This is a genomic window from Stenotrophomonas sp. CFBP 13718 (assembly GCF_014842145.1).
In the GTDB taxonomy this organism is placed as follows: domain Bacteria; phylum Pseudomonadota; class Gammaproteobacteria; order Xanthomonadales; family Xanthomonadaceae; genus Stenotrophomonas.
In genome coordinates, this window is the sequence record NZ_JACYVC010000001.1 from 492,157 (window position 1) to 517,766 (window position 25,610).

The following is a 25,610-nucleotide window of genomic DNA, read 5'->3' on the forward strand; positions in this document are numbered from 1 at the left end:
AGTCGTTCGTTTGTCGGCAGCGCCGACGACCGGGGGATGGTGCAACCTCAACAATGGTTAAGGTCAAGCACTACCGGCCGCCTCGCGCCATCGGGGTGGCGCATCCAGCTTCAACAGGCCGCGCGGCAGCTGGCCGTCGCGCGTGTCGCAGCGCACGATCGCGTTGTTGTCGTGGCATTGGTCCAGCAGGGACACCAGGCGCCGGCCGACGAGCAGCGCACTGGGCCACTCGATGCACGCGTTGGCTGCATTGCTGGGCGTGCACACCGGTGCACAGACTTCCAGCAGTTGCGCGCGTACGCCGATCGCCTGCGCTTCCTGATGGACCACCTGCGCATACATCCGCAGCGCAGCGGCGCTCACCGACGAATCGCCATGTGCGGCCCACGGCTTCAGCCCGGCCGGGCTGCCGATCATCACGAAGCGGCGCGGATGCGGGTGGTCCTGCAGCAGCGGCAACAGATGGCGGACGGCGTGCACGTGCGGCAGCAGGTCAAGCTGCAGCGTCTGCATCAACGCATCGCCCGGGCGGTCGATCACCCGGCCACGTGCATACGGCCCACCGAGCGCGGCAACGACGGCGCCCAGCGGACGCGGCCGTGCGGCCACGCGGTCGGCGACGACCTTGGCTGATTCGTCGTCGGCGAGCGACCCGAGCAGGGTTTCCAGTCCGGGTTCGTCATCGAACTGCTGGCGCAGCGCAGCCAGGCGGCGCGGATCGCGACCGACCACCAGGACCGGGCTGCCGGCCTCCAGCAGTGCGCCGACCACGCCCTGGCCCACGGCACCGGTGCCGCCGAGGACGAGGACCTCCGGTGCCAGCATCCCGTTCACGGGATATTTCCTCCCATCTGCGGGACAATCCCGATCCGACCCAGGCGATCCGTGCCACGGGGCCGGATACGCAGGGCTCCGCCGCGTTGCTGACGGGCGGGGGCGGTAAACTCGCGAAAGTCCTTGTTAACCAAGGAGCTGGGACGGGTTTCCACGGTCATCGCCTGGTCCAGGGCATCCTGGCCGGCGCGGCGGAAGTGGTTGAGAATGTTGCGCAGGCTCATGGCTGATGGCCTCCGATTCGGGAATGGCGCCATGGTGCGCTTCTAACTCCTACTTGATTAGTCCTGATTTAGGGGAATAATCATCCCGCTCCCGGTCCAATCTTTTTGTCACGCTATTCCCGTCCCCGACGTCCAGGAATTCGACCATGTCTCACGATCTCAACGAAACGCTGATCTTCGTCAAAGTGGTCGAGCAAGGCAGCTTCATCGCCGCCGCCAAGTCGCTCGGCCTGCCCAAGACCACCGTCAGCCGCAAGGTGCAGGATCTGGAAACGCGCCTCGGTGCGCGCCTGCTGCACCGGACCACGCGTCGCCTCGGCCTGACCGAAGCCGGTTCCATCTATCACGAGCACTGCCAGCGCATCGCACGCGAACTGGAAGAGGCGGAGAGTGCCGTCAGCCAGTTGCAGTCCGGCCCGCGTGGGTGGCTGCGTTTCACCGTCCCCTACTCGCTCGGCATCACCTGGATCGCGCCCTTGATGGGCCAGTTCCATGCGATGTACCCCGAGATCCGGCTCGACATGCATCTGGGCAACGAGAAGCTCGACCTGATCGCCGGTGAAGCGGATCTTGCGCTGCGCGTCGGTGCCCTGCCCGATTCCAATCTGGTCGCCCGCAAGCTCGGCACGTTGCGCACGCAGGTATTCGCCAGCCCCGCCTACATCGAACGCCACGGCGAACCGTTGCACCCGGACGAGCTGCAGTTCCACCGCATCCTGGCGATGCGCAAGGCGTACCACAGCCATCCGAACCGCATCACCTGGCAGCTCGGCGAGAATGGCGGCGAGCTGCGCGACTTCCCGGTGAATCCGCTGATGGTGGCCAATGACATGTCGGCGTTGAACGGCGCGATGGTATGCGGCGAAGGCCTGCTGCTGACCGGCGATGTGATGGCCAAGCCGTACGTGGAAACCGGAATGGTGCGCCGTGTGCTGGCCGGCTGGACGGGACCGGAAGTGGACTTCAATGCGGTCTTCGCCGGCGGCAAGCTGGTGTCGCCGAAAGTGCGCGCCTTCGTGGATTTCCTGGTCGACAAGCTCAACTTCGACGCCAACTACATGATGGCGCAGTGCCCCGCAGCGAAGTACGCGCAGCAGCAGAACGAGAAAGCCGAAGCCGAAGCGATGGCTGAAGGGAAGCAGATTCTGGAGGTCGTTGCCGCGTGAGATGACGATTGGCGACGATCGTGACGGCCGCTGGCCGTGAGCCCGTTCGGTAGTGACGGCCGCTGGCCGTCAGTTCGTTGCTACGGGCGTGACGACGGAAGTCGTCACCTACAAAAAATGCCGCCTGCAAGGGCGGCATTTCTGTCGCGGCCTGGCGGCCGCAACGGCAGTAACGCGATGCGTTACTGCTGCAACGGAATCACGCGGATTTCCACGCGACGGTTCTGCGCACGGCCGGCGTCGGTGCTGTTGTCGGCAACCGGGTAGGCCTTGCCGGCGCCCAGCGTTTCGATGCGTGCGCGCTGTACGCCCTGGCCGGTCAGGTAAGCGGCCACGGCATCGGCACGTTCCTTCGACAGACGATTGTTCACCGCGTCGCTGCCGATGCTGTCGGTATGGCCGACCACTTCGATCATGGTCTGGTTGTATTCGGCCAGCGTGCTCGCGACACCGTTGAGCGAGCCGTAGAACTGCGGCTTCAACGCGGACTTGTTGAAGTCGAACGTGATGCCGTCCGGCAGGTTCAGGCTGATGTTGTCGCCCTGGCGGACCACGTCGATACCGGTATTGGCGGTACGCTCGCGCAAGGCGCGTTCCTGGCGATCCTGGTACTGGCCCACGGCCGCGCCGCTCAGTGCGCCGATACCGGCACCGATCATCGCGTGCTGGCGACGTTCAGTCGCGCTGCCACCGGTCAGCAGGCCAGCTGCGACACCGACGGCGGTACCGATCAGCGCGTTGCGGCCAGTGCGGTTCTGCTGCTGGGTTTCGTTGCCATACGGGTCACTCTGCACGTACGAACCACCGGTCGCGCAGGCGCTGAGCGCAGCGGCGGTCATCAGGGCGAGGGCCACATTACGGGGAGCGGATCGGATCATGGTGTTCTCCTTGGAAGCCGGGTGGTCCGGCGTGCGTCGGGGATGAGCATATACAGCCTGATGCGATGCGGGGATGAGGGCCGAAGCTCCCATCACTTCCCCGTTCAGCTTCTTCGCAACGACGTGTAAAAGCGCCCTGCTACGCTCAAGTGCGCCGATAGGCAGCCAACGCCGCGTCACGACCTTCGGCAAGATCCACCAACGGCCGCCGCGGATAATCCGGTGCCTTGGCCGCCAGCAGATCGGCGTGCTGCCAAGGTGCAAAACGCGCCTTGACCGGCAGAGCGGCCAACTCGGGCACCCACCGGGTGATGTAACGCGCCTGCGGATCGAACTTCTCCGACTGGGTGACCGGATTGAACACGCGGAAATACGGCGCGGCATCGGCGCCGGTGCCGGCCACCCACTGCCAGCCCATGGTGTTGTTGGCCAGGTCCGCATCCACCAGGGTGTCCCAGAACCAGCGCGCGCCCTCCAGCCAGTGCGCGCGCATGTGCTTGCACAGGTAGCTGGCGACGATCATGCGTACGCGGTTGTGCATGATGCCGGTGTGCCACAGCTGCCGCAGCCCGGCATCGACGATCGGCACGCCGGTGTTGCCACGCTGCCATGCCTGCAGGTCGGCCGCCGCGGGCGACGCCCAGCGGAAGCTGTCGAAGCGCGGGTTGAGGTTTTCGTCCGTGGTCCGGGGGAAGTGATGCAGCAGGTGGTGGCCGAAGTCACGCCAGCCCAGTTGCCGGATGTACGCATCGATGTCGGCGCTGCGGCTGGCGGTACGCTCCGCCTCCAGCGCGTGGACGATCCGCCACGGCGCGATCTCGCCGAAGTGCAGGTGCGGGGACATCATGGACGTGCCGACGCGATCCGGCAGGTCACGCTGCTCGCGATAGCCGTTCAACGCCCCATCGACGAACACGGTCAGTGCTTCGCGGGCACCGGCCTCACCGGGCTGCCAGTGCTCCCAGAAGCCTGCATCCCAGCCCAGCGAGGGTTGCAGGCCGAGCGCATCGAGCGTCAGGCCCTTGACCGCGTGGGCGGGGAGCGACGCCGGTGCATCGCTCACGACCTGCAGACGCCACTGGCTCAGTGCATTGCGCCAGAACGGGGTGAAGACCTTGTACGGTCCCCCCTGCTTGGTCTGCAGGTCCCACGGTTCGAACAGCAGGCTGCCGTTGCAGCTGTCCGCCTGCAGCCCCTGCTCGCGCAGGGTGCGCTTGATCAAGGCATCGCGCGGCTGGGTGGCGGGTTCGTATTTGCGGTTCCAGAAGACCGCCTCCGCGCCGGTCTCGGCGATCAGTTCCTGCAGGACCGCCAGGCTGTCGCCTTCGCGCAGCACAAGGCCCGAGCCGCGTGCGCGCAGATCGTCGTCCAGCGCGGACAGTGAGCGGTGCCGCCACGCATTGGACGCCGCACCGGGCGCCCAGCGGCCTTCCTCGTGCGGCGCATGGATGTAGACCGGCACGATATCGTGCCCGGACTCCAGCGCAGCCTGCAGCGCCGGATTGTCGGCAAGGCGGAGATCACGGCGAAACCACACCAAGGCTGATGACACGCGACGTACCTGGAGAATGCAAGGCTGCCATGATAACGAGCGCGCGTGACCTGACTGTAGAGCCGACTTCAGTCGGCTTGCCAACAGCAGCACGGTAGAGCCGACTTCAGTCGGCTTGCCAACAGCAGGATGGTAGAGCCGACTTCAGTCGGCTTGCCAACAGCAGCCGACTGAAGTCGGCTCTACCAGAGCAACAGCAAAAGCAAAAGCAAAAGCAACAGCAACAGCCACAGCAACAGCAACAGCAACAGCAACAGCAACGGCAACAGCCACAGCAACAGCCAGAGCCACAGCCACAGCCACAGCAGCAGCAGCAGCAGCCACAGCAACGGCAACGGCAACGGCAACGGCAACGGTCACGGTCACGGTCACGCGACGGTCACAGCAACGGCAACGGCCATGGCCACAGCCATCGCCATCGCCACAGCCAAGACCACAGCCACAGCCAAGGCAGCGGCCACGGCAACAGCCACCGCAACAGCAACCGCCCGGCGTGGCTCGACGTTACCTAGCCGCGTTCGTATCGAAGCGCTGCATCGACTGGCGGATCAGGGTTTTCGCCTCTGCTGCAGTGCCCCAGCCGCTCAACTGCACCGGGTTGCGGCCTTCCGGCAGGTCTTTGTACACGCGGAAAAACGCTTCGATGCGCTGCTGCTCGATCAGCGGCAGATCGGACAGATCGCGAATGCCGGCGTAGGTCGGATCTACCTTGTCGGTGGGCACGCCGATCACCTTCTCGTCCTGCTCGCCGTCGTCCACCATCTTCAGGTAGCCGATCGGCCGGAAGCGCACGATCACACCGGGGTGCAGCGGTTCGCGGGTCAGCACCAGCGCGTCCAGCGGATCGTTGTCACCGGCCAGGGTGCGTGGCATCGACCCGTAATTGGCCGGGTACGCGACGGGCATCGACTGGAAACGGTCCACATGCACCAGCCCGTCTTCCTTGATCTCGTACTTGGTGAAGCTGCCCGCCGGAATCTCGACCACCAGGTTCACTTCCTCCGGTGCCTGCTTCGGCTGCGCGGCAAGGAACGGGTGCAACACACTATCGGCGGCAACGCTGGCACCGGCCATCACGGCCAGCGCAGCGGCCAGTGCCACCATCGGCAACCTGCTACGTCGTGCGCTCATTGCGGCTCCTCCCGGTTCTGCATCACGTCATGGCTCATTCCCAGCACCGGTCCTTGCGGCCAGTCGGTGCGTGCGGGCGCTGGCAGCGGCGCGGTGCGGTGCGGTCCGCCTCCAGCTCCACTTTCTTCGTGCTGCCGTCGGCCTGACGCACCAGCTCGAACGCGTCGTACAGCTTGCCGGTCACCGTACGGGCTTCGTAGTGCAGGCGCTGTGGATCGATGCGCAGCACCTGGAACAGTTGGGTGTCTTCGGCCACCGGGGACATCGTGGCGATCGCCTCTTTGGACAGGCGGTACTGCTTGGGGCTGGCGTTGCTGACGACGAACTGCGGGGTGGCCAGGCCGTCTTCACCACGGCGGCCATAGGTGTGGTCGTGGCCCTGCAGCACCAGGTCCACGTCGTGCCGGCGCACGACCGGCAGCAGGGCGTCCTGCAGCACCGGATTGTGGCGGCCACGCGCGGGCGAGTAGAACGGCTGGTGCACCACCACGATCGTCCACGGCTGCGTGTTGGATGCCAGTACGCCATCCAGCCACTGCGCCTGTGCCTGCGCGGTGCCAAGGTCCATCGCCGAGGTGCCATCCAGCACGGCGAACCGGACGCCCTGATAGTCAAACCAGTACGTGCTCTGCTCGGCACCCTTGGCCCCGTTGTCCGGCAGGGCGAAGGTCGCGGGCCAGTGGCGGGCCATCACCCGGCGTTCCTGCGGGGTGTCTTCGAACTCTTCGAAGTACTCGTGGTTGCCGATGGCCGGTGCGAGCATCGTTTCCTGTGCCAGCCAGCCCGTGGCGGCGAACCACTCGCCCCACTCGCTGTCGTCGGCGTCGTAGCCCCCACTGACCAGATCACCGGCAAACAGGCTCAGGTGTGCGTCAGGCGCCGCCTTCTGCGCTGCGCGCACCACGCGGGTTACATGGCTGAGGTTCTTGTTCTGGGTGTCGCCGAAGTACAGGAAGGTCATCGGCTGGTCGGCGGTGCCTGCCGTACGCAGCTGGTTCCAGGCGCTCCAGGTGTCTTTACCCTGCACGCGATACACGTACAGGGTGCCCGGCTTCAGGCCGGTGACGTCGGCACGGTGGTGATGGGACAGGCCGTTCTCGGTCTGCAGCGGTTGGCTGCTGGCGGTGATGCGGGTGATCGGGCCGAAGCCCGGCGTGTCATCCGCCGGCGCGATCTCCAGCAGCGGCGCCTGCACGCTGCCGTCGGTGCGCCATCGCACGGCGAAGCCCTGTGAGGCATTAGCCGCCGGCGAGGCCACGATCCGATCCGGGAAACCGGTTGCCGCATAGTGGCGGCTGCCGGCCGGCACCTGGCTGTTGGGCTCCACGCGCGATGCCAGCTCATCGGCCAGCACACTGCTGCAACCCAGCGCCAGGGCCACGCCCAGGCCAAGCGAGGTCAGACGACGGATCACGACGCACACTCCAGCGGCAGCGACAGCGCCTTGGCGATCTGCTCCCAGTCGAACGCCACCACGCCCTGGTCATCGTGCACGGCATACAGCGCACCGTGCGGGAAGCGTGGCGTGCCCTGCTGCATCATCCAGATGCCATCGGTGTTGGCCACGGTGTTGCCCTGGAAGGCCCCCACCGGCTTCAAGCTGTGCCGGTCAAACAGATGGAAGACGCTGCGGTCCTTGGCCTGCTCGGTGGTGATCCACCAGCCGTCCTTGCCGCAGGTACGCAGCATCACCCCTTCCGCCTGCGCCTTGAACACATCGCGGCCGAAGGTGGTGCCGGTGAAGCGACCGGCCATCGTGTAGACCTTGAATTCGCTGGCGTAGCTTTCGTCCTCTTCGGCGATCAACAGGCGGTCGTTGGCCGGGTCGCCCCAGATCGATTCCACCACGCGCAGCGCACCGGCCTCGCTGGTATCGCCGATGCTCGCCGTCAGCGTGGCCTGTACCTTCGCCCCATCGCGGGTGACGTGGTACTGGCGCACGCGCTTGTCCAGCTCAGTCAGCGGCGGCAGGATGTCGTTGCCCTGCGCGTCCTCGCCGTTATCCCAGGAATCGGTGACATACACGGTGTAGCCATCACGGCCCTTGTCGACCCACAGGCCATAGGGCTTGCGCAGGTCATCGGCACCGAACACCGCCAGCGGCGTGAAGTCGGGCAGCGAGAATACCTGCACGCGATGGTTGTCGCGCTCCACGATCCACATCAGATCGTCGATGATCGAAATGCCGTTGGGGCGGTCGAACTGGCCCAGCGCGCTGCCCGCGCTGCCAACGTCACGCAACGGGGTGCCGGTGCTGCCGTCGTACACCACCAGCTTGTCGGTGGCCTTGGCCGTGGCAATCAGCCAGGTCTTGCCGTCAGGTGCCTTCCACGCAGCGGGCGAGTCGATGTTGTCGTCCGGCGTCATCGGGGTCAGGAAGGCTTCGGCCAGGGTATGCACCTGACGCGGCGTGGTCGTGGCATCGGTCGCGACCGGCGCGCCCTTGGTCGCAGCAGCGGCGCCCTCGGCAGTGGGGGCCGACGGCGTGCAGCCGCTGGCGAGTGCCAGCGCCAGTGCGCCGACCAGGGCGATACGGGGCGCCATCACAGTGCCACCTTCAGGCCGACCGCATAGGTGCGGCCGTATTCTTCCAGCTGCAGGGTGCGCGAACGCGTGCCCTGGTAGAGCTCAAGCGGCTTGTCCAACAGATTCTGTGCCTCGAAGTACATGCTGACGCGGGGGGTGAATTTGTAATCCAGCGAGAAATCGAGCTGGGTGTGCGGTGCGACGTAGATGTCGAACGCGCGGCCGACGCCGATGCTGTCCAGGTATTCACTGCGGTACACCGCGGCCAAGCGCGTGCTCAGGCCATACTTTTCGTAGCCGATGTGGGCGCTGTACACATGCTTGGACGCACGCGGCAGGGTGAAGTCATCGCCCTCGCGGCCTTCCACGCCCGGATCGAAATCAGTATCCAGCCACGTGCCGCTGGCGCCGACCAGCAGGCCATCCAGGCCCGGCGGCAGGAACGCAAGCTGCTGCTGATAGTTGAATTCGGCACCCCGTACCGTGGCCTTCTCACCGTTGATCGGCAGGGTCACGTCGAAGCCGTCGTAGGCGGGGTCGTTGTTGCGCACCGTCTCCACGATGTAGCCGTCGATGGACTTGTGGAACAGGCCCAGCGACACGATCCCGGTCGTGCCGATGTACTTCTCCACCGACAGATCGATGTTTTTCGATTCGTACGGGTCAAGCTGCGGATTGCCCAGGCGGACCTCTTCGTCGCCGCGGCTGTAGCCTACGCGCGGTGAGATGTCGCCGAACGACGGACGCGAAACCGTCTTGTTCGCCGATGCGCGCAGCACCCAGTCATCGGCAGCGTCATAGCGCAGGTGCAGGCCCGGCAGCAGATTGGTGTAGCTGCTGTCGGCCACGCGCGGGGTAACGTTGAAGCTGCGCTCGTCTTCGGCTACGTCGACCTGGTTGCCGATCGCCTTGAACTGGGTGTTCTCCACACGCACACCGCCGATGATGCGCAGCGCACCGACATCCCAGGTACCCATGGCGTAGGTCGAGAAGATGTCTTCGCTGGCGCTGTAGTCCTCTTCCAGCGAGGTCAACGCATTGGCTCCGGTCTCCTGCGGACGTGCGCTGTACAGGCCGCTGTTGGCCGCCCAGTAGCGGCGCATGAGGTCCGAGCTCATGCCCTGCCCCAGCGTGCCGTGGCGGTGATCGGGCGCACCGGTGGTCCAGCTGGCGAGGTCGATGGCTGGGCCGCGACGCAGCTCGACTTCGTTGACATCCACATCGCGCTGGCGCCAACGGCCCAGCACGCCGAACTTGTAGCTGGCATTGTCCGCATCGAAGCGTACGTTGAGCTGCGCGCTGTGTTCCTTGTCATCCACCCGCTTGGGCGACAGGATCATCCGGTCGTAGGCGTAGTTGGCATTGTCCATCCATGCATCGCTGCCCAGCGTGTAGCGCGGCAGTCGGCTGCGCTGGTCCAGCGTGCCGGACAGGTCGTCGCCGTCCAGCTCGAAGCGCGCTTCCATCTCGTCGTCGACGCGCTCTTCGGTCTTGGTGTAGCCGATCTTGTAGTCGACCACGGCAGCGGAGAGCCGGTTCTCGCCGCCCAGGCTGGCGGCCAAGGTATTTTCTTCCTTGGTGCGGTAGCGCATGCGCTTCTGGATCGCATCGGCCGGCAGGTCGTCCAGGCGGAACTGATCGGCACCGGTCGCGACGACGTCGGCGTCCTCGAAGTTGATGATCGTGCGCTGACGCGTCTCGGCATCGTCAAAGCGGCTGTACAGCGTCCGCAGGTAGTACGTGCTGTCTTCGCTGGGGCGCCAGTCCAGGTTGAGGTTTGCGCCGATGCGCTTGCGCTCGATTTCATACTTGCGGCGCTGCAGGTTGATCGCGGTGACATCGCCGGGTGCCGCATCGTCCTCACCGGCGTACTCGACTTCACTGTTGTCCGACTCGAACTTGCGGTTCTGGTAGTTCACGCCCAGTGCCACGCCGAACGTGTCGGCAAACACTTCGCTGTAGTTGATGGCAGCCTTCGGGCTGGTGTGGCCGGAGAGCGCCTGGTGGCTGGCTTCGATCTTGCCACGCAGGCTGCGACCATCGCGGTCGAAGGCCGAGGCCGACTCCACCAGGATCGCGCCGCCGATGGCATCGCCGGGCATGTCCGGGGTCGGCGACTTCACGACGCGAAGGCGCTCGGTGGAGTCGGAAGGAATGACGTCCAGCGGCGCGGCGCGGCTGGAATCTTCCGGCGTACCGACCGCGATACCGTCGATGCTGACGCTGTTGAGGTTCGCATCCAGGCCGCGCACCACCACGAAGCGGCCTTCGCCCTGGTCGCGGGTGACGCTGACACCCGGCAGGCGCTGCAGGGATTCGGCCACGTTCTGGTCCGGGTACTGGCCCAGTGCATCGGACGACACCGCGTCCTCGATCGCGTTGCTGCTGCGCTTGAGGTCCACTGCGCGGATCTGCGATTCCAGCTGCGCGCGCACTTCGATGCGATCCAGATCGGTCGCATCGGCGGCGATGGCACTGGTGGCCGCCACGTCCTGGCCGGCGGCACGCAGCGGCGCTGCAGCCCCCAGTGCCAGGGTCAGGGTGATGGCGATGGCCAACGGTGTCTTGGTCTGCACGGGTGATCCCATTCGGTGTGAAGAATGGGAGGGCAAGGTATGTCGGCGAGGTTGCACCGGCATGACACCGGGACACCTGTGCGGTCATGACGGCATCACCGCACTGGCCGCGCAGGGCCGCGCTGGGGGACAATGGCGACCTCTGCCTTTCCCTTTGCCGGCCCCCCATGAATATCGTCGAAGTGCGCCATCCGCTGGTGCAGCACAAGATCGGGCTGATGCGCAACGCCGCGCTCAGCACCAAGGATTTCCGCGAACTGGCCAACGAGCTGGGCACCCTGCTCGCCTATGAGGCGACCGCCGACCTGGACACCGAATCGCACACCATGGACGGCTGGTCCGGACCGGTGACGGTGCAGCGCATCGCCGGTGCCAAGATCACCGTGGTGCCGATCCTGCGCGCGGGCCTGGGCATGCTGAGCGGCGTGCTGTCGCTGATTCCCGCCGCGCGCGTCAGCGTGGTCGGCCTGCAGCGTGACGAAGAAACCCTGCAGCCGGTGCCCTATTTCGAGCGCCTGACGGGCCGCCTGGAAGAGCGCGACGCGCTGATCCTGGACCCGATGCTGGCCACCGGCGGCACCCTGATCGCGACCATCGACATGCTCAAGCGGGCCGGCGCGCGCCGCATCAAGGGCATTTTCCTGGTAGCCGCACCGGAGGGCATCGCCGCCGTACAGGCCGTGCACCCGGACGTGGAGATCTACACCGCCGCCATCGACCATCATCTGAACGAAAAGGGCTACATCCTGCCCGGCCTCGGCGACGCCGGCGACCGCATCTTCGGCACCCGCGTCTGAAAAAAAGGGGACGGAGGGGATTAAGTCGCATTTGGCCCACTCGTGGGCCAAATGCGACTTAATCCCCTCCGTCCCCTTTTTGGTGTTACAGGGCGCGGGCGGTGAGTTCGTGCTGCTCGTGCACGGTCACGAATCGCCCCTTGTCATCGCGCTGGAGTTGCGCCAGCGCGATCTGCGGGTCGTGGGTAAAGAACAGGTGGACGTTGCGCGACAGCTTGTCTTCGAGGAATTGTTTCTTCTCGTCGATCAGCAGTTCCGCGTTGCGGTCGTAGCCCATGGTGATCGGCACGTGCACCCAGGATCGGCCCGGCACCAGGTCGGCACAGAACACCACGCCGCCCCGGGTCTGGCCGTCTGCCGTTGGCTGGCCGACGATCTCCGCCAGCATCAGGCCAGGCGTGTGGCCGTCGCTGAAACTGAAACGCACGCTGGCACCCAGTACCTGCGAGTACTCGCCCTGCACGATTTCCAGGCGTCCGCTTTCCTGCAACAGGGCGGGCAGTTCCGGGATGAAGCTGGCGCGGTCGCGCGGGTGGGGCTGCACTGCGCGCTGCCAATGCTCGGCACCCACCACGAAGGTGGCATTGGGAAACAGCAGTTCGGGGGACCTGCCCTCCACCCACGGCGCCAGCAGCCCACCGGCGTGGTCGAAGTGCAGGTGGCTCAACACCACCACATCGATGTCTTCATGCTCGAAACCCGCTTCGCGCAGGGAGTCGATCAGCACGTGCCGGCTTTCCTGCACACCGTAGCGCTCGCGCAGCCGCGGTTCGAAGAATGCGCCGATCCCGGTTTCAAACAGCACGGTCTTGCCGTGCAGCGGGCTGGCCAACAACGCGCGACACGCCAGTTCGATGCGGTTGAGTTCGTCGGGCGCCGCCCATTTTTCCCACACCGCACGTGGAGCGTTGCCGAACATCGCACCGCCATCCAGGCGTTGCGTGTTGCCGCGGATCGACCATAGTTTCATGCGGCAAGTATCGGTCAGCAACCGTTAAATAATCGCTAGCCGGGGCGGTCACGCCGAGTGTGGCTCGGCGCTACCGCTGAACCATTTACTTCACCTGCGCGCTGCCGACCGGGTTGCGCGGGTCGCTGCCGCCGTACAACGTATTGCTGCGGCGATCCCATTCCACCGTCTGCAGGTTGCCCCACACGTGGCTGGATCCGCGACCGCCAGCGGCGCTGTCGCCCGGCAGGTCGATCTTGTGGCCCATGGCCTGCAGCTGCTTGATGGTGCCGGCGTCGAACGCATCGGTTTCCGCTTCGATCGCATCCGGCAACCACTGGTGGTGATAACGCGGCAACGCGGCAACCTGCTGCGCGGTCAGCCCTTGGTCGTAGCCGAGGATGCCCAGCAGCACCATGGTGATGATGCGGCTGCCACCCGGGGTGCCCAGCACGACCACCTTGTCGTCGCTTTCCATGAAGGTCGGCGTCATTGAGCTCAGCATGCGCTTGCCGGCCTTCGGCGCATTCGCCGCGTAACCCATCACGCCGAAGGCGTTGGGGGTACCGGGCTTGAGCGCGAAGTCATCCATTTCGTTGTTCAGCAGTACGCCGGTGCCCTTCGGAATCAAACCGGAGCCGTACAGCAGGTTCACCGTCTGCGTTGCACCCACGCGGTTGCCGTCGCGGTCGATGATCGAGAAGTGCGTGGTCTCGTCATCTTCCAGCGGCGTCGGATTGCCCGACAGCAGATCGCTGGGCGTGGCCTTTTCCGGATGGATGGTCGCGCGCAATCCCTGCGCGTAATCCTTGCTGGTCAGCACCTTCTGCGGGATGTCGACGAAATCCGGATCACCCAGGAAGAAGGTGCGATCGCGGTATGCGCGGCGCATGGCCTCCACCACTAGGTGGGCGCGGTGCGCCTCATCCATCGACTTGATGTCCCAGCCCTCAAGGATCTGCAGCATGCTGGCCAACGCAATGCCACCGGAAGACGGCGGCGGCGCGGTGGTGATCTTCCAGCCGTTGTAATCGAACACGATCGGCTCGCGCACCTTCACCGTGTAGCCGGACAGCTCGTCGGCGGTCCAGCGGCCACCGGCCTGCTTGACCCCGGCCAGCAGCAGCTTGCCGGTCTGTCCGCGGTAGAACCCATCGAACCCGCCGTCCGCCAGACGCTGCAGCGTGCGTGCCAGTTCCGGCTGCTGGAAGATATCGCCTTCGGCAATCGGCTTGCCGTTGCGCAGGTAGACCTCGCGCGTGCCGGCATAACGTTCCATCACTTCACGGCGCGACTGGTAGCCCTTGGCCATCCGCGCGTACACGGGGAAGCCTTCGGTGGCGATGCGGATCGCTGGCTGCAGCGAGGTCTTCAGCGGCAGCTTGCCATGCTTGGAGGACAGCTCGACCAGTGCCGCAGGCAGGCCCGGGATACCGGCCGACCAGGCACCGTTGACCGAACGGTCGCGATCCAGATTGCCGCCCTTGTCCAGGAACGCCGCTTCGGTGGCGGCCGCCGGTGCGGTCTCGCGTGCGTCCAGCATCAGGTCCTTGCCTGAGGCGGCATCGTGCAGCAGGAAGAAGCCGCCACCGCCCAGCCCGGAGCTGATCGGTTCGACCACCGCCAGGGTGGAGGACACCGCGACGGCCGCATCGAAGGCATTGCCCCCCTGTGCCAGGATGTCCATGCCGGCCTGCGTGGCCAACTGATGGCCACTGGCGATCGCCACGCCATCGGGATGGGCGGCACGGGTGGGGCCAGTGGATTGCGCCCACGCCATCGGCGCAGACAGCAGCAGGCCCAGCAGCAACAAGGGGCGCAGGATCGGGTTCATTCGGATGGGGGCTCCGCGTAGAGTTCAGGGTGATCGTGCTGCAGGCCGCGCAGTTTGGCCATCAGCTGGTCGTGCGTTTCGACGATGTCCGGGTCCGGGTCGATGCATTCCACCGGACAGACGACCACGCACTGGGCTTCGTCGAAATGACCCACGCACTCGGTACAGCGTGCAGGGTCGATCACGTAGATGGTTTCACCCATCGAAATGGCCTGGTTGGGGCAGGCCGGCTCGCAGACGTCACAGTTGACGCAGAGCTCATTGATTTTCAGCGACACGGCGATGGACTCCTCGCCCGCGCAGCGCGGACTGCCTGGCAAGGCAGACCGCTGGACTGGCACCGGCCGGCGCGGGCGCGCTGGCCGGTCAGTGGCACCCCGTCGGGGGCACCTACGGCCACGCCGCAGGGCGTGGCCGCTACCGCACGGGTATTACTTGGCTTCGACGAACACGTACTCGGCACCGGTCGGCTGGACGACAGCCTGCACGCGGGCATTGTCTGCGGCGTCACCGATGAACAGCACGCGCACGTTCTTCATGGAATCCGGCGACACGTCCTTGAACACGACCTGGATCATGTCGGCCATCTTGGCCGAGGCCGACGAACCGAAGGCCAGCATGTTGCCCGGCTGCACGCCACGGGCGACGGCCTGGGTGGCGCTCTCGGTCTGGCGCTCGAACTTGGCGGCGAACTCCGGATCGGATTCCGGTGCGAGGTAGTACAGGAACGGGCTGTTGGTCACGGTGCCCATGTTCTGCACGGCCACGGTCTGCAGGTACTTCTTCCAGCCGGCATCGTCGTCCTTGGCCGGAGCGACCAGCGCCTGCTGGGCGTCGGCGGCCGGAGCCGGGGCTTCTTCCTTCTTGCAGGCGGTGAAGGCCAGGGCAAGCGAGGCCAGCAGCATGGCGCGCATGGTGGTGTTCATGGGTGATCTCCCGTGGTGATTCTGTGGATTGCAGTGGATACGTAAGGATGCCGGCGGCGCTGGTGCGCCACGGGCGGGTGGTTCAGGCCTGCGCTGCCTTGGCTTCGCGGGCCCTGCGCAGCGCATCGAGCACCGACGCCGGCACGAAGCCGGACACGTCGCCACCCAGGCGTGCGATTTCGCGCACCAGCGACGAGGAGATGAAGCTGTGCTGCTCGGCCGGTGTCAGGAACAGGGTTTCGACTTCCGGGATCAGGTGGCGGTTCATGCTGGCCATCTGGAACTCGTACTCGAAATCGGAGACCGCGCGCAGCCCGCGCAGCAGGATGCCGCCCTGCACCGAACGCACGAAGTGCGCCAGCAGGGTATCAAAGCCGATCACTTCCACGTTGTCGTGGTGCGACAGCGCGCCGCGGGCCAACTGCACGCGCAGCTCCAGCGGCAGCGTCGGGCCCTTGGACGGGCTCTGCGCCACGCCGACCACTACTTTTTCGAACAGCGGAGCGGCCCGGTTCACCAGGTCGATGTGACCATTGGTGACGGGGTCGAAGGTGCCCGGGTAGACAGCGATGCGACGATTGGCGACGGTCATGTGCGGTCGTAAACGTTCAGATTTGGTCAAAGTGTAGCAGTGGCACGCCGATACAGCGCAAAGCGCACCTCGCGGGTGCCTCCTTCGCGGTGCAGCAGCCACTCCGCCGGCAAGCGCGGGGCCTGGCCTTCGGGTGACTCCACGTACAGCCAGGCGTCGGCGGCCAGGTGTCGCGGCAGCTGGGCCAGCGTGCTTTCCCACAGCCCGGCTGCGAACGGCGGATCGACGAAGGCGATGTCGGCCTGTGCCGGCGGCGCGCTCTGCAGCCACCGCAGCGCATCGCTCTGCACCACCTGCACGCGCGACTCGGCCTTGAGCTTGGCCACTACCGCCGTCAGGTTTGCCGCCAGCTGCGGATCGCGCTCGATCAGCGTGGCGTGCGCCGCACCGCGTGACACGGCCTCCAGCCCGAGTGCGCCGCTGCCGGCGAAGACATCGAGCACCCGCGCCCCGCCCAGCCGGGGCATCAGCCAGTTGAACAGGGTTTCGCGCACCCGGTCGCTGCTGGGGCGCAGGCCTGGCAGGGGGGGCACCGGCAGCCGTGTGTTGCGCCACTGGCCGCCGATGATGCGGACCTGGCCCTCGTTGCCACCGCGGCCGCTCATGGCGCGCTACCGGGATTGACCCGCGCACGGGTCTGTTTCATGGAATTCAGCATGTTTCGATTGTAGCGGCAGCAGCGAACGGCTGAGCCCTTCGTGGTGGGTCGCTGGAAGCGGTTTACCGGGGTTGGGCCGGGCGGTGGGGCTGGGTGGGGTACGGCAAGAGCCGCTCCTGCGTGCCTCGTTTCGTGCCATCCATGGCACTCAACGCCCCCACCCAGCCCCACCGCCCGGCCCTGCGACATGCCCCGTGCGCCCACCACGGAAAGAAAAAAAGAAAAGCGGAATGGTCGGCCGCTCCCCGCTGAGGTCCACGGATACATTCCGCCGACCATGGGTCGGCGCTACCGCTTTTTCTTTTTCTTTTTACGTGGCGGGACGCGCGCGCGGAGTGTCAGGGCCGGGCGGGAGGGGTTGGTGGGGGCGTTGAGCGCCATGGATGGCGCGAAACGAGGCCCGCAGGATGCGGTTTTTGCCGTCCCCCACCAACCCCTCCCGCCCGGCCCACTCCCAGGACACCGCTTCAAGCGACCCACCACGAGGGGCTCAGCCGTTCGCCCGACGCCGAGGGCCTTGATAACGGGACAATCACCCTCACCCCTTGCGCAGGCCGCACACGCTGACGCGGCACTGACACGGAGCCCCATGCGATGACTGAAACCACACAGACCGAGACCCTTGGCTTCCAGACCGAGGTCAAACAGCTGCTGCAGCTGATGATCCACTCGCTGTACTCGAACAAGGAAATCTTCCTGCGCGAGCTGGTGTCCAATGCCGCCGACGCAGCCGACAAGCTGCGCTTCGAAGCGCTGACCCAGCCGGCCCTGCTGGACGGTGACAACGAGCTGCGCGTGCGCGTCAGCTTCGATGCCGCCGCGCACACGGTGACCATCGAAGACAACGGCATCGGCATGAGCCGCGACGAAGCCATCGCCCACCTGGGTACGATCGCCAAATCAGGTACCGGCGACTTCCTGCGCCAGCTCTCCGGCGACCAGAAGAAGGATTCGCAGCTGATCGGCCAGTTCGGCGTCGGCTTCTACAGCGCCTTCATCGTGGCCGATCAGGTGGATGTGTACTCGCGTCGCGCCGGTGCGTCGGCCGCCGAAGGCGTGCGCTGGTCCTCGCGCGGCGAAGGCGAGTTCGATATCGCGCAGGTGGAAAAAGCCGAGCGCGGTACCCGCATCGTGCTGCACCTGAAGGACAGCGAGCAGGACTTCGCCGATGGCTGGCGCCTGCGCGGCATCCTGAAGAAGTACTCCGACCATATCGGCCTGCCGATCCAGATGCCGAAGGAACAGCCGGCCGCCGAAGGCGACGCTGCGGCGCCGGCGCTGGAATGGGAAACCGTCAACCGCGCCAGTGCGCTGTGGACGCGTCCGCGCACCGAGATCACCGACGCGGAATACACCGAGTTCTACAAGCACGTTGCCCACGATCACGGCGATCCGCTCGCGTGGAGCCACAACAAGGTCGAAGGCAAGCTGGAGTACACCTCGCTGCTGTACGTGCCGGGCCGCGCACCGTTCGACCTGTACCACCGTGAGGCCCCCAAGGGCCTGAAGCTGTACGTGCAGCGTGTGTTCGTGATGGACCAGGCCGAGCAGTTCCTGCCGCTGTACCTGCGCTTCATCAAGGGCGTGGTGGATTCCAACGACCTCTCGCTCAATGTGTCGCGCGAAATCCTGCAGTCCGGGCCGGTCATCGATTCGATGAAGTCCGCGCTGACCAAGCGCTCGCTGGACATGCTGGAGAAGCTGTCCAAGGACAAGCCGGAGCAGTTCGCGACGTTCTGGAAGGAATTCGGCCAGGTGCTGAAGGAAGGCCCCGCCGAAGACTTCAACAACCGCGAGAAGATCGCCGGCCTGCTGCGTTTCGCCTCGACACGTGGCGATGGCGATGCGCAGACGGTGTCGCTGGCCGATTATCTCGGCCGCGTGGCGGAAGGACAGGACAAGATCTACTACCTGACGGGCGAGAGCTACACCCAGGTGCGCAACAGCCCGCATCTGGAAGTGTTCCGCAAGAAGGGCATTGAAGTCCTGCTGCTGACCGACCGCATCGACGAGTGGCTGATGGGGTACCTGACCGAGTTCGACGGCAAGCGTTTCGTTGACATCGCACGGGGCGACCTGGACCTGGGCGCGCTGGAAAGCGAGGAGGACAAGCAGGCACAGGAATCGGCAGCCAAGGACAAGCAGGCCCTTGTCGAGCGTCTGAAGACCGCGCTGGGTGATGACGTGGCCGAGGTAAGGGTGTCGCACCGGCTGACCGACTCGCCCGCCGTGTTGGCGATCGGCGAGCAGGACCTGGGCCTGCAGATGCGGCAGATCCTGGAAGCCAGCGGGCAGAAGGTGCCGGAGAGCAAGCCGGTGCTGGAGATCAATCCGGGCCACCCGCTGATTGCCAAGCTGGACGCGGAAGCAGACGGCGAGCGCTTCGACGACCTGGGCCGGGTACTGTTCGACCAGGCCGCGCTGGCCGCCGGTGACAGCCTGAAAGACCCGGGCGCTTATGTGGCTCGCTTGAACAAGCTGCTGCTGGAGCTGTCCGCGTAAAGGCCGTTCGTGATGCAGCAGCGTGAGGACGATCGGTCGTCACGCTGCTGCGTCTGCGCGGTCCGGCTCTGGTCGGCTGCGCGGTATGGCTCCTGGTCGGCTGCACGGTCTGGCTGCTGGTAGAGCCGACTTCAGTCGGCTGCTCGGTCTGGCTCTTGGTAGAGCCGACTTCAGTCGGCTGTTCGGCCTACGTCAGCCGACTGAAGTCGTCTCTACCAGGCTGTTCGGCCTACGTCAGCCGACTGAAGTCGGCTCTACCGGCTGCTCGGTCCACGTCAGCCGACTGAAGTGGGCTCTACCGGGCTGCTCGGTCCACGTCAGCCGACTGAAGTCGGCTCTACCGACCTGCTTCCCCTCCTCCACGCAGGCCCTACCGGGGCCGGTGGTACCCTGTCCCCTGATTCAAAGCCGCTGCCCGCCAATGCTTAGTTTTTTCCGTCGTAAAAAGACCCAGGATGCGCCGCAGGCCGACGCGCCCAAGACCCATCACTACACGGCTGAAGAGCTGGCGGCTGCCTTCCCATCGGCACGCCCGGCCGAGGAAATCCCTGCCCCGCCCGTAGCGCTCGAGCCGCCAGTGGTGGCCGAGCCGCCGCAGGCGCCCAGCGCGCCGTCACCGGTGGTGGCTGCACCGGTACCCGTTGTCCCGACACCGCCCGTGGTCAGTGTGCCCGCACCGGTTGCACCTGCGCCGCCCGTGGTCGCGGCGCCGGCGCCCGTTACCCCTGCCCCTGCGCCCCCCGCAGCGCCGCCCACCGCCGAGCGCGCGCCCGAAGATTTCGTGGCCGAGGCGCTTGCCGCCGCCGCTGTGCTGGCGCCGATCGCGCCGGTCACGCCTGCCATGGAACCGGCCGCCCCGGCCGCCGACCTGCCCGTGCTCGTGGATGCCGAACCTGCACCTGCCGGTAAGAGCGGTTGGCGCGAGAGACTGCGCAACAGCACGTTCGCCCGCAGCTTTGGTGGGTTGTTCTCGCGCAACCCCAAGCTCGACGATGACCTGCTGGATGAAATCGAGACCGCGCTGATCACCGCCGATGTCGGCGTCACCGCGACCACCACGCTGGTCGAAAGCCTGCGCCGACGCATGAAGTCACGCGAGTTCGCCGATGCGCAGGCGCTGCTGAAGGCACTGCGCGCCGACCTCATCAACATCCTGGTGCCGGTGGCCAAGCCGCTGGTCATCGACCGCAGCGCCAAGCCCTTCGTCGTGCTCACCGTGGGCGTCAACGGCGTCGGCAAGACCACCACCATCGGCAAGCTCGCCAAGCGCTTCAAGGACGAAGGCCACAGCCTGATGCTGGCCGCCGGCGACACCTTCCGCGCCGCTGCGGTTGCGCAGTTGCAGTCGTGGGGCGACCGCAATGGCGTCACCGTGATCGCGCAGGGCCAGAATGCCGATGCCGCTTCGGTTGCGTTCGATGCACTGCAGGCCGGCAAGGCGCGCGGTACCTCGGTGCTGATCGCCGATACCGCCGGCCGCCTGCACACCCAGTCCGGGCTGATGAACGAGCTGGGCAAGATCCGTCGCGTACTGGGCAAGATCGATCCCGGCGCACCGCATGAAGTGCTGATGGTGATCGACGGCACGACGGGCCAGAACGCGCTGTCGCAGCTGCGCCAGTTCAACGCCGCAGTGAATGTCACCGGCCTGGTCGTGACCAAGCTGGATGGAACGGCCAAGGGCGGCGTGGTGTTCGCGCTGGCGCAGGAATTCGGCATTCCGATCCGCTTCGCCGGCATTGGTGAGCGTCCGGAGGACCTGCGCGTGTTCGACCCGGAAGCCTTCGTCGACGCGCTGCTGCCTGAAGCGCTGGGCAGTGCCTGAGGCCGCCACCGTCGTCGCGGCCGCGCCTCCGCTGGCGTCGGTCGCCGGCGGCGGCGATCCGTTCGTCGCCCACTTGCTGCACTGGTTCGACGGCCACGGTCGCCATGACCTGCCTTGGCAGCATCCGCGAACGCCCTACCGGGTTTGGCTGTCGGAAATCATGCTGCAGCAGACCCAGGTCGCGACGGTGATCCCGTACTTCCTGAAATTCCTGCATCACTTCCCCACCCTGCCCGACCTTGCCGCCGCCGAAAACGATGCAGTAATGGCGCAGTGGGCCGGGCTGGGGTATTACGCCCGTGCGCGCAACCTGCATGCGGCTGCCAAGCGCTGCGTGGCCGACCACGGTGGCGAACTGCCGCGCGATCTCGATGCGCTGCACGCCTTGCCGGGCATCGGCCGCAGCACCGCCGGGGCGATCCTCAGCCAAGCGTGGAAGGATCCTTTCGCGATCCTGGATGGCAACGTCAAGCGGGTACTGACCCGCTACCACGGTATCGAGGGGTTTCCCGGGCTGCCGGCGGTGGAACGGCCGCTGTGGGCGTTGGCCGACGCCCACGTCGCGCAGGTGCCGGTGGGCCGGATGGCCGATTACACGCAGGCGCAGATGGACCTGGGCGCTACGTTGTGTACGCGCAGCAGGCCGAGCTGTGTGATCTGCCCGCTGCAGGAGCGCTGCGTGGCCCGCCGCGAAGGCCGCACCGCGGAATTGCCCACGGCGAAGCCGAGCAAGGTACTACCCGAGCGCGAGGCCGTGGCGGTGCTGCTGCAGGATGGCCAGGGCCGCACGCTGCTGCAGAAGCGCCCGGAAACGGGCATCTGGGCGTCGCTGTGGACCCTGCCGCAGGCGGACACGGGGCTGGCGATGCAGGATTGGTTCGATGCGCACGTGGACGGCGCGCTGGAAGATGCGCAGGCGTTGCCGCTGCTGCAGCACACCTTCAGTCATTACCGGCTGCAGCTGCAGGTGTTGCGCGCGCGGGTAAGCGGGCTGAAGGTGGACGATCCGATGCTGCGCTGGGTGGCGGCCGGAGACATGCCAGCGCTGGGCCTGCCCGCCCCGATCCGCAAGCTGCTGGAGGCGGTGTTGTGATGTGGATCGGTCACAGCGAACGTGGCGATGGTCGTGAAGCGGGTCGGTCGCGGCGAACGTGGCGATGGTCGTGATGCGGGTCGGTCGCGGCGAACGTGGCGATGGTCGGTAGAGCCGACTTCAGTCGGCTGATCCTATCCGCAGCCGACTAAAGTCGGCTCTACCGGTCGGCTGATGCTATCCGCAGCCGACTGAAGTCGGCTCTACCGGTCGGCTCTACCGGTCGGCTCTACCGGCCGGCTATCCCGGTCGGCTCTTGCGGCCGCCCTTCCCTTTTTTCGAGAGTATCTGCCCATGTCCCGCACTATTTTCTGTCAGTACCAGCAAGCCGATGCCGAGGGGCTGGACTTCGTTCCCTACCCCGGTGAGTTGGGTCAGCGCATTTTCGCCCATATCGGCAAGCCGGCGTGGAGCGCGTGGCTGGCGCACCAGACGATGCTGATCAATGAAAACCGGCTGTCGCCGCGTGATCCGAAACACCGTGCCTTCCTGGAAGAGGAACTGGTGAAGTACCTGTTCGCGGGCAATGCGGAAAAGCCGCCGGGTTTCGTGCCCGAGGCCTGATCGGGCTCAGGGTTCGCGTTCCTGGGTGGCGGCCTGGCGCAGGTCCTGCTCGGCCACGCGCAGCGCCTTGATGTCCAATGGGCGGATGCGGGCGATGAAGCACGGCATCTGCGGGCCCGGGCCGGGGCCGCCTACCAGCACCTTGTCGAAGCGAGCCGCCACCCGCCCGACGCGGCTGGTGAGGCCAATCGCCTGCGCATACGGCAGGTCAGGGCACGGGCCGGACAGCTCCAGCAGGTACGCCTCGCCGGGGCGTGTCCACACGGCCAGTGCGCTGTCGCCCAGTTCCTGCCAGCCACTCAGGCTGGAAGTAAACGGCATGTCGTTCTGTGGAGGACCGGCGTGGGCGCGATACAGCTGGACCTTCTGCTCAGTGGTCAACCGGCCACCGGTGGCACAGGCCGCAAGGCAGAGGCACAACGCAGTGGCGGTGATCAGGCGCTTCATGGCGGGTATCCCGGGGATTCACGGCCGATGATGCAACCGCGACCGTGAACGCGGTAGTGACGGCCGCTGGCCGTCAATCCGGGAACGCTGCAGTGGAACGCCAGCGGCCGTCACTAACCCGGTGCGAGTTTGACGGCCAGCGGCCGTCACTACCGGGTCGCCGACGTTAGACGTCGGCGTGCGCCAGCGCGTGCAGCTTGCCTTCGCGCAGCTCCAGCACGCGGTCCAGTTTGCGCGCCAGGCTGCGGTCGTGGGTGACCAGCACCAGCGAGGTATGCCGCGCGCGATTCAATTCCAGCATCAGCTCGAATACGGTCCCTGCGGTGCGGTCGTCCAGGTTGCCGGTGGGCTCGTCGCCGAGCACGCAGGCGGGCTGGTTGACCAGTGCACGCGCCACGGCCGCACGCTGGCGTTCGCCACCGGACAGCTCGCCCGGCTTGTGCTGCAGGCGGTGACCCAGGCCTACCGACTCCAGCAGCGCCTTTGCGCGGTCATTGGCCGCCGCCACCTCGCCGCCGCCCAGCAGCACCGGCATCATCACGTTTTCCAACGCGGTGAACTCCGGCAGCAGGTGGTGGAACTGATACACAAAGCCCAATGCCCGGTTGCGCAACACCCCGCGCTCGCCATCGGACAGCTTGGACATCTGCTGGCCCGCGACGAACACTTCACCGGCACTGGGCGTATCCAGACCGCCCAGCAGGTGCAGCAGCGTGCTCTTGCCGGCGCCGGATGCACCGATGATGGCCACGGTTTCGCCAGCCGTCACGTGCAGGTCCAGGCCGTTGAACACCGGGGTATGCATCTTGCCTTCCGCGTAGGTCTTGCCCAACGCTTCGGCGCGGATGACTTCCTGGCCGGGAGAAAAAACCTCATTCATAACGCAGCGCCTCCGCGGGCTGGGTGCGGGCGGCGCGCCACGCCGGATACAGGGTGGCAAGGAAACTCATCGCCAGCGCGACCACCGTGATCACCACGATGTCGGCGGGCTGCATGTCGGTCGGCAGGCCGGTGATGTAGTAGACGTCTTCCGGCAGCAGCTTGACGTTGAACACCGCCTCGATGGCACCCAGGATGCGCTCCAGGTTGAGGGTCAGGGTGATGCCGCCGATCACGCCGGCCACCGTGCCGATGATGCCGATCAGCGAGCCCTGCACCATGAAGACGCCCATCACCCCGCGCGGGGTCAGCCCCAGCGTGCGCAGAATGGCGATGTCGGCCTGTTTGTCGGTCACCAGCATCACCTGCGAGGACACTAGGTTGAAGGCACCCATCGCGATGATCAGCGACAGCAGGATCCCCATCACCACTTTTTCCATCCGCAGCGAGTGGTACAGGTTCGCATTCTGCTGGGTCCAGTCGCTGACCCGATAGCCGCCGCCAAGGCGCTGCGCAAGGTCGACGCCGACGTTGAGCGCCTGGTCCATGTCATGCAGCTTCAGCCGCACACCTGTGGCCCCATCGATGCGCAACACGCGCTCCAGGTCCTTCATGTTGGCGAACGCCACACCCCGATCGATCTCGTTGTAACCGGCTTCGAAGATGCCGCTGACGGTGAAGCGCTTCATCCGCGGAATCGCGCCCATCGGCGTGCCCTGCACTTCGGCCAGCGTCGCCACCACCTGGTCACCGACGCCCACACCCAGCCAGATCGCGAGCTCCTGGCCAAGGATCATGTTGTAGCTGCCCGGCGTCAGGCTGTCGAAACGGCCCTTCTTCATTTTATCGGCGACAACGGAAACCTTGGGCTCCATCGCCGGATCCACGCCCTGCACCAGCGCGCCCTGCACGCGGGGGCCGCTGATCATCGCCTGGATCTCGATATACGGCGCGGCACCGGCCACGCGCGGATCTTTGTAGGACAGATCCACGGCGCGCTGCCAGTCGCTCATCGGCTCGCCATCGCGGGTGATGGTGGTGTGCGCGGACATCTGCAGCAGGCGGTCACGGATTTCCTTCTGGAAGCCGCTCATCACCGCCAGCGTGGTGATCAGCACCGTGACACCCAGCGCAATGCCGAGGATCGATGCCATCGAAATGAAAGAGATGAAGCCGTTGCGGCGCTTGGCTCGCAGGTAGCGCAGGCCGATGGCCACGGGGATGGGTTTGAACATGCAGGTGCGCCGGTAGATTCAGCGTATGGTGCCACCTACGGCGGCTTACGGGAAACCTGTCGTGCACGGACGGCTAGACGCAGTTCACGTCGCTGCCCGCGCGACAGCACGTCCGGCCAGAACAACAGGCTGCCGCCGCTGCCCGGTCCCTGCCAGCGCAGCTGCAGCCACGGCCCGCGTACCTGCAGGGTCGGCACGTCCAGTTCCACGCCATCCAGCAGCAACGGACGGGGCAGTTCCTGCAGCCACAGCAGACGACGCGGGCAGCGCATCGCGGACCAGATCAGGCCCACGCCCAGCAGCCAGCACAGCAGGATCACCGGTGATTGCGCGCGTGCGGATATCCCGCTGGCAGCGACCAGCCAAGGCGCAGCGAGCGCGACCAGGGCCTCCGCCAGCAGGCGCATGCGCGAAGGTCGCCA

25 protein-coding genes are annotated in these 25,610 nt (G+C 66.2%); 6 read left to right on the forward strand and 19 right to left on the reverse strand.

Annotation, left to right across the window (positions count from 1 at the left end):
- Positions 1–63 precede the first annotated feature (63 nt).
- Positions 64–834 (reverse strand): SDR family NAD(P)-dependent oxidoreductase, encoded by a 771-nt coding sequence (locus tag IFT58_RS02130; RefSeq protein ID WP_192080624.1) that lies wholly within the window; start codon positions 832–834, stop codon positions 64–66.
- Entirely contained in the window at positions 831–1,058 is a 228-nt protein-coding gene (locus IFT58_RS02135) for a hypothetical protein (RefSeq protein ID WP_192080622.1), read from the reverse strand. Before IFT58_RS02135 ends, IFT58_RS02130 begins: the two co-directional genes overlap by 4 nt.
- 146 nt (positions 1,059–1,204) lie before the next feature.
- On the opposite strand from IFT58_RS02135, the gene IFT58_RS02140 reads away from it, so the two are divergent.
- On the forward strand, positions 1,205–2,224 hold the full coding sequence (locus tag IFT58_RS02140) for a LysR family transcriptional regulator (protein ID WP_192093781.1): 1,020 nt from the start codon (positions 1,205–1,207) through the stop codon (positions 2,222–2,224).
- A 182-nt stretch (positions 2,225–2,406) separates the two neighbouring features.
- Here IFT58_RS02140 and IFT58_RS02145 read toward each other — a convergent pair whose 3' ends face one another.
- The 7 genes from IFT58_RS02145 to IFT58_RS02175 form a co-directional block, all read right to left on the reverse strand.
- Positions 2,407–3,102 carry an OmpA family protein gene (locus tag IFT58_RS02145; RefSeq protein ID WP_188324342.1) on the reverse strand — a complete coding sequence of 232 codons (696 nt, stop codon included), beginning with the start codon at positions 3,100–3,102 and terminating at the stop codon, positions 2,407–2,409.
- A 145-nt stretch (positions 3,103–3,247) separates the two neighbouring features.
- A complete protein-coding gene (locus IFT58_RS02150) occupies positions 3,248–4,654 on the reverse strand; it encodes an FAD-binding domain-containing protein (RefSeq protein WP_192093782.1) in 1,407 nt (468 codons plus the stop codon).
- 182 nt (positions 4,655–4,836) lie between these two features.
- Entirely contained in the window at positions 4,837–5,007 is a 171-nt protein-coding gene (locus IFT58_RS02155; RefSeq protein WP_192093783.1) for a hypothetical protein, read from the reverse strand.
- 151 nt (positions 5,008–5,158) lie between these two features.
- A complete protein-coding gene (locus tag IFT58_RS02160; protein ID WP_192093784.1) occupies positions 5,159–5,785 on the reverse strand; it encodes an inorganic diphosphatase in 627 nt (208 codons plus the stop codon).
- Between the two features lie 34 nt (positions 5,786–5,819).
- Positions 5,820–7,166: a metallophosphoesterase family protein gene (locus tag IFT58_RS02165; RefSeq protein WP_342029530.1), complete on the reverse strand. Its 1,347-nt coding sequence runs from the start codon at positions 7,164–7,166 to the stop codon at positions 5,820–5,822.
- A gap of 29 nt (positions 7,167–7,195) precedes the next feature.
- Positions 7,196–8,329 (reverse strand): phytase, encoded by a 1,134-nt coding sequence (locus IFT58_RS02170; RefSeq protein ID WP_192093785.1) that lies wholly within the window; start codon positions 8,327–8,329, stop codon positions 7,196–7,198.
- On the reverse strand, positions 8,329–10,887 hold the full coding sequence (locus IFT58_RS02175) for a TonB-dependent receptor (RefSeq protein WP_192093786.1): 2,559 nt from the start codon (positions 10,885–10,887) through the stop codon (positions 8,329–8,331). The genes IFT58_RS02170 and IFT58_RS02175 overlap by 1 nt, the downstream gene beginning before the upstream one ends.
- Before the next feature lie 167 nt (positions 10,888–11,054).
- On the opposite strand from IFT58_RS02175, the gene upp reads away from it, so the two are divergent.
- Complete coding sequence (upp, locus tag IFT58_RS02180) at positions 11,055–11,684, forward strand: uracil phosphoribosyltransferase (RefSeq protein WP_188324348.1); 630 nt, start codon at positions 11,055–11,057, stop codon at positions 11,682–11,684.
- Between the two features lie 85 nt (positions 11,685–11,769).
- Here upp and IFT58_RS02185 read toward each other — a convergent pair whose 3' ends face one another.
- The 6 genes from IFT58_RS02185 to rsmD form a co-directional block, all read right to left on the reverse strand.
- A complete protein-coding gene (locus tag IFT58_RS02185) occupies positions 11,770–12,654 on the reverse strand; it encodes an MBL fold metallo-hydrolase (protein ID WP_192080610.1) in 885 nt (294 codons plus the stop codon).
- Positions 12,655–12,739: 85 nt separating this feature from the next.
- Positions 12,740–14,413, reverse strand: a complete 1,674-nt coding sequence (gene ggt / locus IFT58_RS02190; protein ID WP_249405581.1) for a gamma-glutamyltransferase — start codon at positions 14,411–14,413, stop codon at positions 12,740–12,742.
- Positions 14,414–14,463: 50 nt separating this feature from the next.
- Entirely contained in the window at positions 14,464–14,745 is a 282-nt protein-coding gene (locus tag IFT58_RS02195) for a YfhL family 4Fe-4S dicluster ferredoxin (RefSeq protein ID WP_042612382.1), read from the reverse strand.
- Between the two features lie 153 nt (positions 14,746–14,898).
- Entirely contained in the window at positions 14,899–15,393 is a 495-nt protein-coding gene (locus IFT58_RS02200) for a hypothetical protein (RefSeq protein ID WP_188324351.1), read from the reverse strand.
- Between the two features lie 82 nt (positions 15,394–15,475).
- Positions 15,476–15,985, reverse strand: coding sequence for a pantetheine-phosphate adenylyltransferase (gene coaD, locus IFT58_RS02205; protein ID WP_192093788.1), 510 nt, complete (start codon positions 15,983–15,985; stop codon positions 15,476–15,478).
- A gap of 26 nt (positions 15,986–16,011) precedes the next feature.
- Positions 16,012–16,590, reverse strand: a complete 579-nt coding sequence (gene rsmD / locus IFT58_RS02210) for a 16S rRNA (guanine(966)-N(2))-methyltransferase RsmD (RefSeq protein ID WP_192093789.1) — start codon at positions 16,588–16,590, stop codon at positions 16,012–16,014.
- 647 nt (positions 16,591–17,237) lie between these two features.
- On the opposite strand from rsmD, the gene htpG reads away from it, so the two are divergent.
- The 4 genes from htpG (at position 17,238) to IFT58_RS02230 (ending at position 22,627) form a co-directional block, all read left to right on the forward strand.
- Positions 17,238–19,145 (forward strand): molecular chaperone HtpG, encoded by a 1,908-nt coding sequence (gene htpG / locus IFT58_RS02215; RefSeq protein WP_192093790.1) that lies wholly within the window; start codon positions 17,238–17,240, stop codon positions 19,143–19,145.
- 421 nt (positions 19,146–19,566) lie between these two features.
- Positions 19,567–20,970: a signal recognition particle-docking protein FtsY gene (gene ftsY / locus IFT58_RS02220; RefSeq protein WP_192093791.1), complete on the forward strand. Its 1,404-nt coding sequence runs from the start codon at positions 19,567–19,569 to the stop codon at positions 20,968–20,970.
- 31 nt (positions 20,971–21,001) lie between these two features.
- Entirely contained in the window at positions 21,002–22,063 is a 1,062-nt protein-coding gene (mutY, locus tag IFT58_RS02225; RefSeq protein WP_192080742.1) for an A/G-specific adenine glycosylase, read from the forward strand.
- 294 nt (positions 22,064–22,357) lie between these two features.
- Positions 22,358–22,627, forward strand: coding sequence for an oxidative damage protection protein (locus IFT58_RS02230; RefSeq protein ID WP_188324356.1), 270 nt, complete (start codon positions 22,358–22,360; stop codon positions 22,625–22,627).
- A gap of 6 nt (positions 22,628–22,633) precedes the next feature.
- On the opposite strand, the gene IFT58_RS02235 is transcribed toward IFT58_RS02230, so the two are convergent.
- The 4 genes from IFT58_RS02235 to IFT58_RS02250 form a co-directional block, all read right to left on the reverse strand.
- On the reverse strand, positions 22,634–23,074 hold the full coding sequence (locus tag IFT58_RS02235; protein ID WP_192093792.1) for a DUF6491 family protein: 441 nt from the start codon (positions 23,072–23,074) through the stop codon (positions 22,634–22,636).
- A 166-nt stretch (positions 23,075–23,240) separates the two neighbouring features.
- Positions 23,241–23,954, reverse strand: a complete 714-nt coding sequence (gene lolD, locus IFT58_RS02240) for a lipoprotein-releasing ABC transporter ATP-binding protein LolD (RefSeq protein ID WP_188324358.1) — start codon at positions 23,952–23,954, stop codon at positions 23,241–23,243.
- Positions 23,947–25,188, reverse strand: a complete 1,242-nt coding sequence (locus IFT58_RS02245; RefSeq protein WP_192080599.1) for a lipoprotein-releasing ABC transporter permease subunit — start codon at positions 25,186–25,188, stop codon at positions 23,947–23,949. The genes lolD and IFT58_RS02245 overlap by 8 nt, the downstream gene beginning before the upstream one ends.
- 35 nt (positions 25,189–25,223) lie before the next feature.
- Entirely contained in the window at positions 25,224–25,595 is a 372-nt protein-coding gene (locus IFT58_RS02250) for a hypothetical protein (protein WP_249405562.1), read from the reverse strand.
- Between the last annotated feature and the right edge of the window lie 15 nt (positions 25,596–25,610).

Coding starts and splice junctions, on each gene's coding strand:
- IFT58_RS02135 (WP_192080622.1), bottom strand. CDS start 1,058: ATGAGCCTGCGCAACATTCTCAACCACTTCCGCCGCGCCGGCCAGGAT.
- IFT58_RS02140 (WP_192093781.1), top strand. CDS start 1,205: ATGTCTCACGATCTCAACGAAACGCTGATCTTCGTCAAAGTGGTCGAG.
- IFT58_RS02145 (WP_188324342.1), bottom strand. CDS start 3,102: ATGATCCGATCCGCTCCCCGTAATGTGGCCCTCGCCCTGATGACCGCC.
- IFT58_RS02160 (WP_192093784.1), bottom strand. CDS start 5,785: ATGAGCGCACGACGTAGCAGGTTGCCGATGGTGGCACTGGCCGCTGCG.
- IFT58_RS02170 (WP_192093785.1), bottom strand. CDS start 8,329: ATGGCGCCCCGTATCGCCCTGGTCGGCGCACTGGCGCTGGCACTCGCC.
- upp (WP_188324348.1), top strand. CDS start 11,055: ATGAATATCGTCGAAGTGCGCCATCCGCTGGTGCAGCACAAGATCGGG.
- IFT58_RS02185 (WP_192080610.1), bottom strand. CDS start 12,654: ATGAAACTATGGTCGATCCGCGGCAACACGCAACGCCTGGATGGCGGT.
- ggt (WP_249405581.1), bottom strand. CDS start 14,413: ATGGCGTGGGCGCAATCCACTGGCCCCACCCGTGCCGCCCATCCCGAT.
- IFT58_RS02200 (WP_188324351.1), bottom strand. CDS start 15,393: ATGAACACCACCATGCGCGCCATGCTGCTGGCCTCGCTTGCCCTGGCC.
- coaD (WP_192093788.1), bottom strand. CDS start 15,985: ATGACCGTCGCCAATCGTCGCATCGCTGTCTACCCGGGCACCTTCGAC.
- rsmD (WP_192093789.1), bottom strand. CDS start 16,590: ATGAGCGGCCGCGGTGGCAACGAGGGCCAGGTCCGCATCATCGGCGGC.
- htpG (WP_192093790.1), top strand. CDS start 17,238: ATGACTGAAACCACACAGACCGAGACCCTTGGCTTCCAGACCGAGGTC.
- ftsY (WP_192093791.1), top strand. CDS start 19,567: ATGCTTAGTTTTTTCCGTCGTAAAAAGACCCAGGATGCGCCGCAGGCC.
- IFT58_RS02230 (WP_188324356.1), top strand. CDS start 22,358: ATGTCCCGCACTATTTTCTGTCAGTACCAGCAAGCCGATGCCGAGGGG.
- IFT58_RS02235 (WP_192093792.1), bottom strand. CDS start 23,074: ATGAAGCGCCTGATCACCGCCACTGCGTTGTGCCTCTGCCTTGCGGCC.
- lolD (WP_188324358.1), bottom strand. CDS start 23,954: ATGAATGAGGTTTTTTCTCCCGGCCAGGAAGTCATCCGCGCCGAAGCG.
- IFT58_RS02245 (WP_192080599.1), bottom strand. CDS start 25,188: ATGTTCAAACCCATCCCCGTGGCCATCGGCCTGCGCTACCTGCGAGCC.
- IFT58_RS02250 (WP_249405562.1), bottom strand. CDS start 25,595: ATGCGCCTGCTGGCGGAGGCCCTGGTCGCGCTCGCTGCGCCTTGGCTG.